Source organism: Streptomyces sp. ADMS (genome assembly GCF_033441795.1).
Taxonomy (GTDB): domain Bacteria; phylum Actinomycetota; class Actinomycetes; order Streptomycetales; family Streptomycetaceae; genus Streptomyces.
The window spans coordinates 24,418-38,025 of sequence record NZ_JAVFVX010000076.1 but is presented as its reverse complement, the minus strand read 5'-3'; the positions used below and the strand labels follow the sequence as shown (position 1 = coordinate 38,025).

The window sequence follows — 13,608 nt, the reverse complement described above, 5'->3', positions numbered from 1 at the left end:
GAGCTCCTGGCCGCCGATCCGGCCGCGTTCCGCGTGAAGTTCCGCAAGATGGCGGCCTCGGCGTTCGCGTTCTACCGAGGTACGGCGTGCCTCTTCTACCACGACCTGGAGGCGGAGAACGCCGGGCGGAGCGGCGGGAATCCAGCCAGTGGACCGTATCTGGACGAGCGCACCTCGCGCGTGTGGATCCACGGCGACCTGCACGCGGAGAACTTCGGCACGTACATGGACTCGCAGGGCCGGCTGATCTTCAACGTCAACGACTTCGACGAGGCGTACGTCGGACCCTTCACCTGGGACCTCAAGCGCCTCGCCGCCTCGCTGGCCCTCGTCGGGTACGCGAAGGCGCTCTCCGACGAGCAGATCACGGTACTCGTGCGGACGTACGCGGAGGCGTACCGCGAGCGCGTCCACGCCCTCGCGACCGGCGCGAAGAGCGACGAGGTGCCGCCGTTCACCCTGGACACCGCCCAGGGGCCACTGCTGGACGCGCTGCGCGACGCCCGCTCGCTGACCCGGTTCGGGCTCCTCGACTCGATGACGGAGATCCGCGACTTCGAGCGCCGCTTCGCGCCGGGCGGCGGCTCCATCGAGCTGGACGCGGCCACGCGCTACAAGGTGCTGGCCGCCTTCGACGGCTACCTGGAGACACTGCCCGAGTCGTCACTGACCCGCCCGGACTCGTACCGGGTGAAGGACGTCGTCGGCCGTCGCGGCATCGGTATCGGCTCGGCCGGGCTGCCCTCGTACAACATCCTTCTGGAGGGCGCCACGGACGCCCTGGAGAACGATGTGGTGATCTACATCAAGCAGGCCCAGACCCCGGCCGTCTCACGGCACATCACCGACCCGGCGATCCGCGGCTACTTCCAGCACGAGGGTCACCGCACGGTGATCTCGCAGCGCGCCCTCCAGGACCACGCCGACCCGTGGCTGGGCTGGACCGAGCTGGACGGCCGCGGCCAGCTGGTCGCCGAGGTGTCCCCGTACGCCGTCGACCTGGACTGGGGCGACATCGACGACCCGGAGGAGATCGCGGCCGTCGTCGCCGACCTGGGCCGGGCGACGGCCACGATGCACGCCGCGGCGGACGACCAGTCCGGCGAGTCCCTGGTGCCCTTCTCCACGGAGCGGGCAATCGACGCGGCGATCGCGGCCGACGAGGCGGGCTTCGCGGACGTCCTGGTGGACTTCGCCCACGAGTACGGCGCACGCGCGCGTGGCGACCACCAGATCTTCGTGGACCTGTTCCGCAACGGCCGGATTCCGGGCCTGTAGACACCTCTCCGGACGGTGTGTCGCCTCACAGGGACTTTTTAGGGACCTCTTACGGGAGTCCATGACACACTCTTCCCCGCTATGGACATATCCGGGACCCACCTCAGAGCCGTACGCGCGGCACTGTTCACGGCACTCGTCGTGACGCTCAGCAGCGCGTCGCACGTGCTGCTGTCCCGGGTCCCGCTGCCGATGGCGACGGTGGCCGTGATCGCCGCCGCCGTCTTCGTCGTCGCGTACGTGCTGGCCGGCCGGGAACGCGGCTTCGCCCGGATCGCGGCTCTGCTGATCCCGCTGGAGCTGGCCGCCGACACGGTCTTCACCACCGGCCAGACGGTCTGTTACGGCCGCGCGGGCGGCCCGGTCGCGGGCCCCCTGCGCTCGGTCGGCTTCGACGTGCTGTGCGCCGGCGACGGCGTGGGCACCCCGCTGGCCCGCGTGGCGGTCACCGACACCGACCGGGTGGCGGCGCTGCTCGCCCACGCGGGCCCACAGACCGCCTGGCTGCTGCTGGCCGTGCACGTGGGCGTCGGACTGCTGGCCGCCGCCTGGCTGCGCCGGGGCGAACGGGCGCTGGCCCAGCTGCTGGGCGCGCTCACCGCCTCCACCTTCCGCCCGCTGCTGCTGGCCGTCGCCTCGGTGACGGTCCGGTCCGCCCCGGCGGTACGCCGCCTGCCGCGGCCGGCACAGCACATCGCCACGCCCCGTACGCGCCTGTTCGTGCACTCCCTGGGGCGACGAGGACCGCCGAGTCCGCTCGCCTTCGCCTGAGCGACAACTCGTCCGGGCGACGACGTCCGAGCACCGGCGCGTCCCCTCATTCACCTCCGCGTACGACGCCTACGACGCGTACGCGTTCCCCAGGGAGATCACCAGCATGAGCAAGCGGAACAGCCAGGCGTCCAAGAGCGCGGCCCGTGAACGACTGCGCGAGGAGCGGGAGCGCCAGGCCAAGCGCGACAAGGTCAAGCGGCAGGTCGTCGTGGCTGGCGCCGTCGTCGGTGTCCTCGCGATCGCCGGCGGCATCGGCTACGCGGTCGTGCAGAACAACAAGCCGGGCCACTGGGACGCGGCGCGAGACGCGAAGGTCGTCGCGCCGGCCAACACCACCGGCACGAACGGCACGACGGTGGTCATCGGCAAGAGCACCGCCAAGAAGACCCTCAAGCTGTACGAGGACCCGCGCTGCCCGGTCTGCGCCACGTTCGAGCAGACGGTCGGCCCGACCCTCAAGCAGGACTTGGACGCCGGCAAGTTCAAGGTCCAGTACATCGGTGGCACGTTCCTCGACGGCGACACCGACGACAACGGGAAGATCCAGATCGGTTCTCGCGGCGAGGGCTCCAAGAACGCGATGAGCGCCATGGGCGCCGCACTGAACGTGAGTCCGGAGGCGTTCCTGGAGTACAAGACCGCGCTCTACTCGGCGAAGTACCACCCCGAGGAGACGGACGACAAGTTCAAGAGCGACGACTACCTGATCGAGGTGGCGGACACGGTCAGCGCGCTCAAGAACAACACGAAGTTCCAGAACGCCGTCAAGAACGGCACGTTCGACGCCTGGGCGCTGGCGATGTCCCAGACGTTCAACACCAACGAGGACGGCGTCAACGGCACTCCGAGCCTGGTGATGGACGGCAAGAAGCTCACGGCCCCGAACAGTGAGAGCGCGCCCATGACGGCCGCCGACTTCACCACGGCGATCGAGGCGGCACTGAAGGCCTGAGCAGCGGTTCCGGGGGCGACGGAGCGTCCGTCGTACGGTCCGCCGCCCGGTCCCGGTGGACTATCAGCCGAAGAGCGGGCGAACTTTTGACGTTCGCCCGCCCTACCGGCTTACTGATCAGTAATCTCAGCGCCCGTGACGAGTCGAAGTTCTTCCTCCGAGTCCACGGGCGCCCGGGTCAACTCCCTCGCCCCACGCCGCCGTACGGTCGTCAAGGCCGCCGCGGCCACCGCCGTACTGGCCGGTCCGCTGGCCGCCGCGCTGCCCGCCCGAGCCGCTGCCGAGGCCCCCGCCTTCCTGCACGGACTCGCCTCCGGCGATCCGCTGCCGGACGGTGTCCTGCTGTGGACGCGTGTGACGCCCACCGCCGAGGGGATACCCGGGTCCGGGCTCGGCCCGGACACCGAGGTGAGCTGGACCGTCGCCCTCGACAAGGCGTTCACGAACGTCGTCTCCAAGGGCTCGACCACCGCCACGGCCGCCACCGACCACACGGTCAAGGCGGACATCCGCGGCCTCGCGCCCGCCACGGACTACTGGTTCCGATTCTCGGCCGGCGGCGCGGACTCCCCCGCCGCCCGCACCCGCACCGCGCCCGCCGCGGACGCCGCGGTGACGGGCCTGCGCTTCGGCGTGGTCTCCTGCGCCAACTGGGAGGCCGGCCACTTCTCCTCGTACCGCCGTCTCGCGGCCCGCGGCGACCTGGACGCCTGGCTGCACCTCGGCGACTACATCTACGAGTACGGCACCGGCGAGTACGGCACCCGCGACACCGTCGTACGCCCGCACGCCCCCACTCACGAGATCCTCACGCTCGCCGACTACCGCGTACGGCACGGGCGTTACAAGACGGACGCCGACCTCCAGGCCCTGCACGCGGCAGCCCCGGTGGTCGCCATCTGGGACGACCACGAGTTCGCCAACGACACCTGGTCGGGCGGCGCCGAGAACCACACCGAGGGTGCGGAGGGCACCTGGCCGGCCCGTCAGTCCGCCGCGAAACAGGCGTACTTCGAGTGGATGCCGGTCCGCCCGGCGATCGCGGGCACCACCTACCGGCGCCTCCGCTTCGGCAAGCTCGCCGACCTCTCCCTCCTCGACCTGCGCTCCTTCCGCTCGCAACAGGTGGCCACGGGCAGCGGTTCGGTGGACGACCCGGAGCGTACGATCACCGGCCGGGCCCAACTGGACTGGCTGAAGGCGGGGTTGAAGGCCTCGGACACCACCTGGCGGCTGGTCGGGAACTCGGTGATGATCTCGCCGTTCGCCATCGGCTCCCTCACCGCCGGCCTCCTGAAGCCGCTCGCCGAACTGCTCGGCCTGCCCAAGGAGGGCCTCGCCCTCAACACCGACCAGTGGGACGGCTACACGGACGACCGGCGTGAACTCCTCGCCCACCTCCGCGCCAACGCGATCCGCAACACCGTCTTCCTGACCGGCGACATCCACATGGCCTGGGCCAACGACGTGCCTGTGGACGCCGGCACCTACCCACTGTCCTCCTCGGCCGCCACGGAGTTCGTCGTCACGTCGGTCACCTCCGACAACCTCGACGACCTCCTCAAGGTCCCGGAGGGCACCGTCACCGCGCTCGCCGCGCCGATCATCCGCGCGGCCAACCGGCACGTCCACTGGGTCGACACCGACCGCCACGGCTACGGCGTCCTGGACATCACCGCCGACCGCGCGCAGATGGACTACTACGTGCTCTCCGACCGCACGAAGACGAACGCGACGTCGGCCTGGTGGCGCTCGTACCGCACGCTCAGCGGCACACAGAAGATGGAACGGACGTACGACCCGGTGTAGACCGCCCCGGACCGCCGGAAACCGATGACCGTCTGCCCTACAGACTGTCGAGGAAGCCGAGCGCCACCCGCCAGGTGGCCTCGGCCGCCTCCTCGTCGTAGTCCGGCAGGCCGGGGTCGGTGTAGAGGTGCCCGGCTCCGGCGTACCGGTAGATCTCCACGTCGGCGCCCGCCTTGCCCATCTGGAGATACCAGGAGCCCAGCCAGTCGTCGGTCTCGAACGCGTCCGGCTCGGCCACATGCAGCTGGACCGGCAGCTCGTCCACCGACGCGGACTCCGCGATGTCCGACGTGCCGTGCAGCAGCAACAGGCCACGGGCCTTGGCGTCGCCGAGCGCGAGGGTCTGCGCGGTCGCGGCGCCGAAGGAGAACCCCGAGTACACCAGACCCCGCCCCGAGTAGGGTGCGGCGGCCAGGATCGCCCGCTTGAGCAGCTCGTCCTTGCCTATGGCGTCCTTGAAGGCCCTGCCCTCCTCGACGGTCTCGAAGGTGTGCCCGTCGAAGAGATCGGGGGTCCACACCTCGTGTCCGGCCGCCCGCAGCCGGTCCGCCGCGGCGCGCACAGCGGGGCGAAGCCCATAGGCCGAGTGAAAGAGCATGACGTTCATGAGGACATCGTGCCAGCCAACACTGACAACAACCCCCTGACAAGCCCCCGCTGACAACAGCTGCACCGGCAGAGGCCCGCGGCCCGGACATCGCCGTGTGTGCCAGCCCACCCGGGGTCACATGTTCATGACCGCCCTTCTGCGGTTACCTTCTCCGGCATGGAGAACGTACTGCGCCCGCTGATCGTCCTCGGTGGCTCGGTCGTGCTCACGCTGCTCATCGGCTGGGCCACGGACCGCTTGCTGCGCAAGGCGGACGAGCGACAGACCGAGACTCCGCTGTGGGGACTGCTGCGCCGGGGCCGCGTGCCCTACCAGCTCGTCCTGTGCGCCGCGCTGCTCAGAGGGTCCTACAAACAGGCCGATCTGCTCCAGGAGCACCAGGTCACCGTCGGCCGAACCCTGACGCTGGTGCTGATCGGTTCGACGGCCTGGCTGATCGTACGCATCGCGGCGGCGATCGTGGACACCTCGTTCACCCGTTTCGCCCGCGTCCACCGCGACCCGGCCCGCGTCCGCCGGGTCCGTACCCAGGTGTCGCTGATCACGCGGGTGGTCGCAGCGATCGTGGGCGTCGTGGCGGTGGCGGCGATGCTGCTGACGTTCCCGGCGATGCGCGCGGCCGGCGCCTCACTACTGGCGTCGGCCGGCATCCTGGGCATCGTCGCAGGTGTGGCGGCCCAGTCGACGCTGAGCAACATGTTCGCGGGGTTCCAGATCGCCTTCGGCGACATGGTCCGCCTGGGCGACACGGTCGTGGTGGACGGCGAGTGGGGCACGGTCGACGAGATCACGCTGACGTTCCTGAGTGTGCGCACCTGGGACGAGCGCCGCATCACGATGCCCGTCTCCTACTTCACCTCGAAACCCTTCGAGAACTGGTCGCGGGGCGGCGCCCAGATGACCGGCATCATCTTCTGGCACCTCGACCACACCGCCCCCATGGAGGCGATGCGGGAGAAGCTCCGCGATCTGCTGCGCGAGTGCCCCGCCTGGGACGGCCGCGCCTGCGACCTGTGCGTCACGGACGCCACGCCGAGCACCATGGAGGTACGGGCCCTGGTGACGGCGAAGGACGCGGACGACGTCTGGAAGGTCCGGGTGCATGTCCGCGAGGGCATGGTCCGCTGGCTGGCCGAGCACCACCCGTACGCGCTCCCCCGGGTCAACACGGCGGACGCGGCCCTGCCCCCGGGCACCGAGGCCGCACGCCGCTTCCAGGACGGAGGACCACGCAGGGCCCACGAAGCGCCCAGGACCAGCGGCCGGGCCTGAGGCACTCAACGCACGGAGAGAGTGCCGGCCGAGGCTGAGACCGCCCGCCTGCCCGCGGCGGGAAAGCCGCCGACGAGGAGCACCCGCACAGAGGCGAGGCCCACCTCTCGGCGGACTCGCCACGGGCGGTGCCCGGGTGGGAGAAAACCCTCAAAAAGAGCGCCGCATCGCAAGATGCGCGATACCCGCCTCGTGGAACTCGTTTCCATATCCCGCATACCCGAGCCGCTCGTAGAACCCCGCCGCGGCCGTCTGCGCATGCAGATCGACGGCGACAAGCCCCAGCCCCCGAGCCGCCTCCTCGATCCCCCGTACCAGCGCGACCCCGACTCCCAGCCCCCGTGCTTCCTTCCGCACCGCCAGCCGTCCCAGCGAACCCACGGACAGGTCACCGCCGGTACGCCCGACCGCCGCCTCCCCGTACAGCAACCGCCCCGTACCGAGCGCCACCCCGTCCTCGCGGACGGCCAGCACATGCAGCGCGCCCGCGTCGAACTCGTCGTACTCCAGATCCTCCGGCACCCGCTGCTCCGCGACGAAGACCTCCTTGCGCACCGCGAAGCAGGCCTCGCGGTCGGCGGGATCCTCGGCGACACGCACCACGTACGACGGCGGGGTCATGCGTACGTCTCCTCGCGAACCCTCTCCAGGGCGCCCGCCAGATCGTCCGGGTAAGTGCTCTCGAACTCGACCCACGTCCCGTCCCCGGGATGTTCGAAGCCAAGGCGTACCGCGTGCAGCCACTGGCGGGTCAGGCCGAGTCGCTTGGCGAGCGTCGGGTCCGCCCCGTACGTCAGGTCGCCGACGCAGGGGTGCCGGTGGGCAGCCATGTGGACGCGGATCTGGTGGGTGCGGCCGGTCTCCAGCTTCACATCGAGCAGGGAGGCCGCGCGGAACGCCTCGATGAGGTCGTAGTGCGTGACGGACGCCTTGCCCTCGGCCGTGACCGCCCACTTGTAGTCGTGGTTGGGGTGCCGGCCGATGGGCGCGTCGATGGTGCCGCTCATCGGGTCGGGGTGGCCCTGGACCAGCGTGTGGTAGCGCTTGTCGACCGTGCGCTCCTTGAACTGGCGCTTCAGCGACGTGTACGCGCGCTCCGACTTCGCGACCACCATCAGGCCGGACGTGCCGACATCGAGCCGGTGCACGATGCCCTGGCGCTCGGCGGCACCGGAGGTGGAGATGCGGTATCCGGCGGCGGCGAGGCCGCCGATGACGGTCGTCCCGGTCCAGCCGGGCGACGGGTGCGCGGCCACGCCGACGGGCTTGACGATCACGACGATGTCGTCGTCGTCGTGCACGATCTCCATGCCCTCGACCGGCTCGGCCACCACCTGCACGGGTGCGGGCGCCTGCGGCATCTCGACCTCGAGCCAGGCCCCGCCGTGCACCCGCTCCGACTTGCCGACCACCGAACCGTCGATCGTGACCTTCCCCGCCGCGGCCAGCTCGGCGGCCTTCGTACGGGAGAAGCCGAACATCCGGGAGATGGCGGCGTCGACGCGCTCGCCCTCCAGGCCGTCCGGCACGGGCAGGTTACGGATCTCGGGAATCGTGCTCACCCGTCGAGTATGCCGGACTGGCCCGGAGCCCCCGACCGTGCCTGTGGACAAACCCCCCTCAGGTCCTCAGTCCTTGTGGACGGTCCCGTCCGGATCGAGCCCCTTGAAGGACAGCAGCACGATCAGGATGCCGCCACAGACGATCGCCGAGTCGGCCAGGTTGAAGACCGCGAAGTGCTTGGGCGCGATGAAGTCGACCACCGCGCCCTCGAAGACGCCCGGCGAGCGGAAGATCCGGTCGGTCAGATTGCCCAGCGCGCCACCGAGCAGCAGACCGAGCGCGATCGCCCAGGGCAGGCTGTAGAGCTTGCGGGCCAGACGGGCGATCACGACGATCACGGACGCAGCGATCACCGTGAAGATCATGGTGAAGGCCTCGCCCATGCCGAATGCGGCGCCCGCGTTACGGATCGCCTCGAACCGCAGCCATTCTCCGATGATCTCGATCGGCGCGTGGTGCTCCAGCTTGGCCACCACGATCATCTTGCTGACGAGGTCCAGCGCGTACGCCAGCGAGGCGACCGTGAACAGCACGAAGATCCGGCGCTTGCCCCGGGGCCGCTCCTCCGGCGTCTCCGACCCGGCTCCCGCCGCGTCTGGGATGTCCGGCGTACCGATGATGCGCTCCGCCTCTGCCACGTGAGTCCCTCAACCTAGGTTCCTGACTGAGGACGAGAGTACGACACGCCTCCTGGCACACAGGAGTGCAGGAGGCACACGGCGGGCAATCCGCGACCGGTCAGTAGCGCCGTTCCTGCTTCTGCTTGCACTCGACGCACAGTGTCGCGCGCGGGAAGGCCTGCATACGTGCCTTGCCGATCGGGTTGCCGCAGTTCTCGCACAGGCCGTACGTGCCCGCGTCCAGGCGCTCCAGGGCCCGCTCGTCCTGGACGAGCATCTCGCGCGCGTTGGCCGCCAGCGCCATCTCGTGCTCGCGCGTGATGTTCTTGGTGCCGGTGTCCGCCTGGTCGTCGCCCGCGCCGTCCCCGGAGTCCCGCATCAGACCCACGAGCGACTGTTCGGACGACGTGATCTCGGCGCGCAGCCGCTGCACCTCGGACTGCAGCTCGGCGCGTGCCTCCGCCACCTCCTCGGGGGTCCATGGATCCTCACCGGGGCGCACGGCGAGTTCGCCGGGTGCCGCAGCGGCGACGATCCGTGCCTTGGGTACCGCGCTGGGCTTCTTCGCCGCTGTGGCCGTACCAGGAGTCTTCTTCGCAACCACCGTCGTGGCTCCCGTCGTCTTCGCGGCCTCGGCCGCGCCCGCCTTGTTGGCCGTGCTCTTCGTGGAGGTGCGTTTGCCGGGGCCGCCCTGAGCAGCGGTTCCTGTGGAGCCGGCGGCCTTCTTCCCAACGGCTTTCTTCGCGACGGCCTTCTTGGCCGCCGATTTCTTGGCCACCGCCTTCGCGACCGTGACCGCCGTCTTCGCAGCCGCCGTCTTCTTCACTGCGCTCTTCTTCAGAGCGCTCTTCTTCGCATCGGCCCCCTTGCCACCGCTGGAGGCCCCCGGAGCCGTGGATCCAGTCGATCTACTGGACGCCGACTGCTGTACGGCGGTCTTTTTCGCCACCATGGCCGCGGCCCCTTCACCTATTCTGATCTTGCTCGCGAATCGTGCTGGGACGATAAATCGACTTGAGTCCCGCGGCAACGGGGCACGCCACCCGATTCGCCCACCCCGTGGGTCCCGCCGGGCGAGCCTGCAAGCGTTGTGCCCAGCTCCCCGCCGGGTAATCCGCAGAGCCGCGCGTCCCGGAATCCGGACACCCGCCCTTCGCCATTCGGGTGGTCCGGATATCCGGTCGGCCGCCGTCCGTGGGTCGCCGTACACTGGGCGGAGCGAGAAGCATGGATGGGGACGAGTAGCGGCGTACGCAGCCCAGAGCGACCCGGGGACGGTGGAAGCCCGGGGGTGAGCGCGACGCGAAGATCACCCCGGAGCCGCCGGAAGAAAGCCGCAGCGAGGCGAGCAGGACAGCCAAGGTGAGTAGACCCGGTATCGCGACCCCAATGAGGGGGCTCATCGGTGCGTACGACGTACCGGGGAGCCAAGGAGGGTGGTACCGCGGGAGTACGCCGTACACGGCGTCCGGAGAATTCCGGCTCTCGTCCCTCCGACGGAAGGCAGAAAGTCCGCCGGAGGAAGCTCGCTGATGACAACGCCGACGTACCGCCAGGTGCCCGCCCAGGTCGACCTGCCCGCCCTTGAGCACGCCGTGCTCGACCTCTGGCGCGAGCAGAAGATCTTCGCCAAAAGTCTTGAGCAGTCCGAGGGTCGCCCCGAATGGGTGTTCTACGAGGGCCCACCCACCGCGAACGGCATGCCGGGGGCCCACCACATCGAGGCACGCGTCTTCAAGGACGTGTTCCCGCGCTTCCGCACCATGCGCGGCTACCACGTGGCCCGCAAGGCGGGCTGGGACTGCCACGGCCTCCCCGTGGAGCTGGCGGTCGAGAAGGAGCTCGGCTTCTCCGGCAAGCAGGACATCGAGGCGTACGGCATCGCCGAGTTCAACGCCAAGTGCCGCGAGTCGGTGACCCGCCACACGGACGCCTTCGAGGCGCTCACGACCCGCATGGGGTACTGGACCGACCTGCACGACCCCTACCGCACGATGGACCCCGAGTACATCGAGTCGGTCTGGTGGTCGCTGAAGGAGATCTTCAACAAGGGCCTGCTGACCCAGGACCACCGCGTCGCCCCCTGGTGCCCGCGCTGCGGTACGGGCCTCTCCGACCACGAGCTGGCCCAGGGCTACGAAACGGTCGTCGATCCGTCCGTGTACGTCCGTTTCCCGCTCACCTCCGGTCCGCTGGCCGGCGAGGCCGCACTCGTCGTCTGGACGACGACGCCCTGGACGCTGGTCTCCAACACGGCGGTCGCCGCCCACCCCGACGTCACCTACGTCGTGGCGACGAAGGGCCCGTCCGGCAGCGAGAAGCTCATCGTCGCCGAGCCGCTGCTCGCCAAGGCGCTCGGCGAGGAGTGGCAGCCCACCGGCCAGACCTTCACCGGCGCCGAGATGGAGCGCTGGTCCTATCAACGCCCGTTCGAGCTGGTCGAGTTCCCGAGCGTCAGCGAGGGAACCAACGGGCCCAGCCCGACGGACGTGCCCACCCACTACGTGGTGAACGCGGACTACGTGACGACGGAGGACGGTACGGGTCTGGTCCACCAGTCCCCCGCTTTCGGTGAGGACGACCTCAAGGTGTGCCGCGCGTACGGCCTGCCGGTCGTGAACCCCGTCCGCCCGGACGGCTGCTTCGAGGAGGACGTCCCCCTCGTAGGCGGCGTCTTCTTCAAGAAGGCGGACGAAAAGCTCACCGAGGACCTTCAAGAGCGCGGCCTCCTCTTCAAGCACATCCCGTACGAGCACAGCTACCCGCACTGCTGGCGCTGCCACACCGCGCTCCTCTACTACGCGCAGCCGTCCTGGTACATCCGCACCACGGCCGTCAAGGACCGCCTCCTCCAGGAGAACGAGAAGACCAACTGGTTCCCGGACACGGTCAAGAACGGCCGGTACGGCGACTGGCTGAACAACAACATCGACTGGGCGCTCTCCCGCAACCGCTACTGGGGCACCCCGCTCCCGATCTGGCGATGCGAGGAGGACCACCTCACGGTCGTCGGCTCCCGCGCGGAACTGACCCAGCTCACGGGCACCGACCAGTCGGACCTGGACCCGCACCGCCCGTTCATCGACGCGGTCACCTTCGCCTGCCCCCAGGGCGACTGCGGACAGACGGCCACGCGCGTGCCCGAGGTCATCGACGCCTGGTACGACTCGGGTTCGATGCCGTTCGCGCAGTGGGGATACCCGTACAAGAACAAGGAACTGTTCGAGTCCCGCTACCCGGCACAGTTCATCAGCGAGGCCATCGACCAGACGCGCGGCTGGTTCTACACGCTGATGGCGGTCGGCACCCTGGTCTTCGACAAGTCGTCGTACGAGAACGTGGTCTGCCTGGGCCACATCCTCGCCGAGGACGGCCGCAAGATGTCCAAGCACCTCGGCAACACGCTGGACCCGGTCCCGCTGATGGACCGGCACGGCGCGGACGCGGTGCGCTGGTTCATGGCGGCCGGCGGCTCCCCCTGGGCGGCCCGCCGCGTCGGCCACGGCACCATCCAGGAGGTCGTCCGCAAGACGCTCCTCACGTACTGGAACACGGTCGCCTTCCAGGCCCTGTACGCGCGTACGTCTAACTGGGCCCCCTCCGCGGCGGACCCGGCCCCGGCCGACCGCCCGGTCCTGGACCGCTGGCTCCTGTCCGAACTGCACGCGCTCACCGACCAGGTGACGCAGGCTCTGGAGGCGTACGACACCCAGCGAGCCGGCAAGCTCCTGTCGGCCTTCGTCGACGACCTGTCCAACTGGTACGTACGCCGGTCCCGGCGCCGCTTCTGGCAGGGCGACAAGGCCGCGCTGCGCACCCTGCACGAGGTCGTCGAGACAGTCACGAAGCTGATGGCCCCACTGACCCCGTTCATCACCGAGCGGGTCTGGCAGGACCTGGTGGTACCGGTGACCCCTGGCAGCCCCGAATCCGTCCACCTGGCCTCCTGGCCCGAGGCGGACCTGTCCGCGATCGACCCGGAACTGTCGAAGCAGATGGTGCTCGTACGGCGGCTGGTCGAGCTCGGCCGTGCCACGCGCGCGGAGTCGGGTGTGAAGACGCGTCAGCCGCTGTCGCGCGCGCTGGTCGCGGCGGCCGGCTTCGACACCCTGGACCGCGAACTGCACGCGCAGATCACGGAGGAGCTCAACGTCTCCTCCCTCGCGTCTCTCTCCGATGTCGGCGGCTCGTTGGTCGACACCACCGCCAAGGCCAACTTCCGCGCCCTGGGCAAGCGGTTCGGCAAGCGCGTCCAGGACGTGGCGAAGGCCGTCGCGAACGCCGACGCGGCCGAGCTGTCCCTCGCCCTGCGCGCGGGCACGGCGTCGGTGAAGGTCGACGGCGAGACGGTCGCGCTGGCGCCGGACGAGGTCATCATCACGGAGACCCCGCGCGAGGGCTGGTCGGTGGCGTCGGACTCGGGTGCGACGGTCGCCCTCGACCTGGAGATCACGGAGGAGCTCCGTCAGGCGGGCCTCGCCCGTGACGCCATCCGGCTGATCCAGGAGGCCCGCAAGAACAGCGGCCTCGACGTGGCCGACCGCATCGCGCTCCGCTGGACGTCCACGGACCCGGCAGTCAGCGCGGCCCTGACCGGGCACTCCGGCCTGATCGCCGACGAGGTCCTGGCAACGGACTTCGGACAGGGTGAGGCGGACGACACCTACGGGGACCCCTTCACGGACGAGGGCCTCTCGCTGACGTTCCGTCTGCGCAAGGCGTAACGGCGG

Annotated in this window: 11 protein-coding genes; 6 read left to right on the top strand and 5 right to left on the bottom strand. The window is 69.8% G+C overall.

Going from position 1 to position 13,608, the window contains the following annotated elements; translation table 11 throughout:
• The 4 genes from RB628_RS27940 to RB628_RS27925 all read left to right on the top strand — a co-directional run.
• On the top strand, window positions 1–1,278 hold a 1,278-nt coding region (locus RB628_RS27940; protein WP_318323288.1), incomplete at its 5' end, for a DUF2252 domain-containing protein.
• 81 nt (window positions 1,279–1,359) lie between these two features.
• The gene (locus RB628_RS27935) at window positions 1,360–2,049 is read left to right on the top strand and encodes a hypothetical protein (protein WP_318323287.1); all 690 of its coding nucleotides are present in this window, start codon (window positions 1,360–1,362) and stop codon (window positions 2,047–2,049) included.
• Between the two features lie 106 nt (window positions 2,050–2,155).
• A complete protein-coding gene (locus tag RB628_RS27930; protein ID WP_318323286.1) occupies window positions 2,156–3,004 on the top strand; it encodes a thioredoxin domain-containing protein in 849 nt (282 codons plus the stop codon).
• A gap of 135 nt (window positions 3,005–3,139) precedes the next feature.
• A complete protein-coding gene (locus RB628_RS27925) occupies window positions 3,140–4,813 on the top strand; it encodes an alkaline phosphatase D family protein (RefSeq protein WP_318323285.1) in 1,674 nt (557 codons plus the stop codon).
• A 37-nt stretch (window positions 4,814–4,850) separates the two neighbouring features.
• On the opposite strand, the gene RB628_RS27920 is transcribed toward RB628_RS27925, so the two are convergent.
• Window positions 4,851–5,420, bottom strand: coding sequence for a dienelactone hydrolase family protein (locus tag RB628_RS27920; protein WP_318323284.1), 570 nt, complete (start codon window positions 5,418–5,420; stop codon window positions 4,851–4,853).
• 159 nt (window positions 5,421–5,579) lie between these two features.
• Between RB628_RS27920 and RB628_RS27915 the strand changes: the two genes are divergently transcribed.
• Window positions 5,580–6,695 (top strand): mechanosensitive ion channel family protein, encoded by a 1,116-nt coding sequence (locus RB628_RS27915; protein WP_318323283.1) that lies wholly within the window; start codon window positions 5,580–5,582, stop codon window positions 6,693–6,695.
• 150 nt (window positions 6,696–6,845) lie between these two features.
• Here RB628_RS27915 and RB628_RS27910 read toward each other — a convergent pair whose 3' ends face one another.
• The 4 genes from RB628_RS27910 to RB628_RS27895 all read right to left on the bottom strand — a co-directional run bounded on the left by RB628_RS27910 (window position 6,846) and on the right by RB628_RS27895 (window position 9,830).
• Entirely contained in the window at window positions 6,846–7,316 is a 471-nt protein-coding gene (locus RB628_RS27910) for a GNAT family N-acetyltransferase (protein ID WP_318323282.1), read from the bottom strand.
• Window positions 7,313–8,257 (bottom strand): RluA family pseudouridine synthase, encoded by a 945-nt coding sequence (locus RB628_RS27905; RefSeq protein ID WP_318323281.1) that lies wholly within the window; start codon window positions 8,255–8,257, stop codon window positions 7,313–7,315. Before RB628_RS27905 ends, RB628_RS27910 begins: the two co-directional genes overlap by 4 nt.
• Before the next feature lie 66 nt (window positions 8,258–8,323).
• Window positions 8,324–8,896 carry a signal peptidase II gene (gene lspA / locus RB628_RS27900; RefSeq protein WP_318323280.1) on the bottom strand — a complete coding sequence of 191 codons (573 nt, stop codon included), beginning with the start codon at window positions 8,894–8,896 and terminating at the stop codon, window positions 8,324–8,326.
• A 100-nt stretch (window positions 8,897–8,996) separates the two neighbouring features.
• The gene (locus tag RB628_RS27895) at window positions 8,997–9,830 is read right to left on the bottom strand and encodes a TraR/DksA family transcriptional regulator (protein ID WP_318323279.1); all 834 of its coding nucleotides are present in this window, start codon (window positions 9,828–9,830) and stop codon (window positions 8,997–8,999) included.
• Window positions 9,831–10,410: 580 nt separating this feature from the next.
• Between RB628_RS27895 and ileS the strand changes: the two genes are divergently transcribed.
• Window positions 10,411–13,602 carry an isoleucine--tRNA ligase gene (gene ileS, locus RB628_RS27890; protein ID WP_318323278.1) on the top strand — a complete coding sequence of 1,064 codons (3,192 nt, stop codon included), beginning with the start codon at window positions 10,411–10,413 and terminating at the stop codon, window positions 13,600–13,602.
• Window positions 13,603–13,608 lie beyond the last annotated feature (6 nt).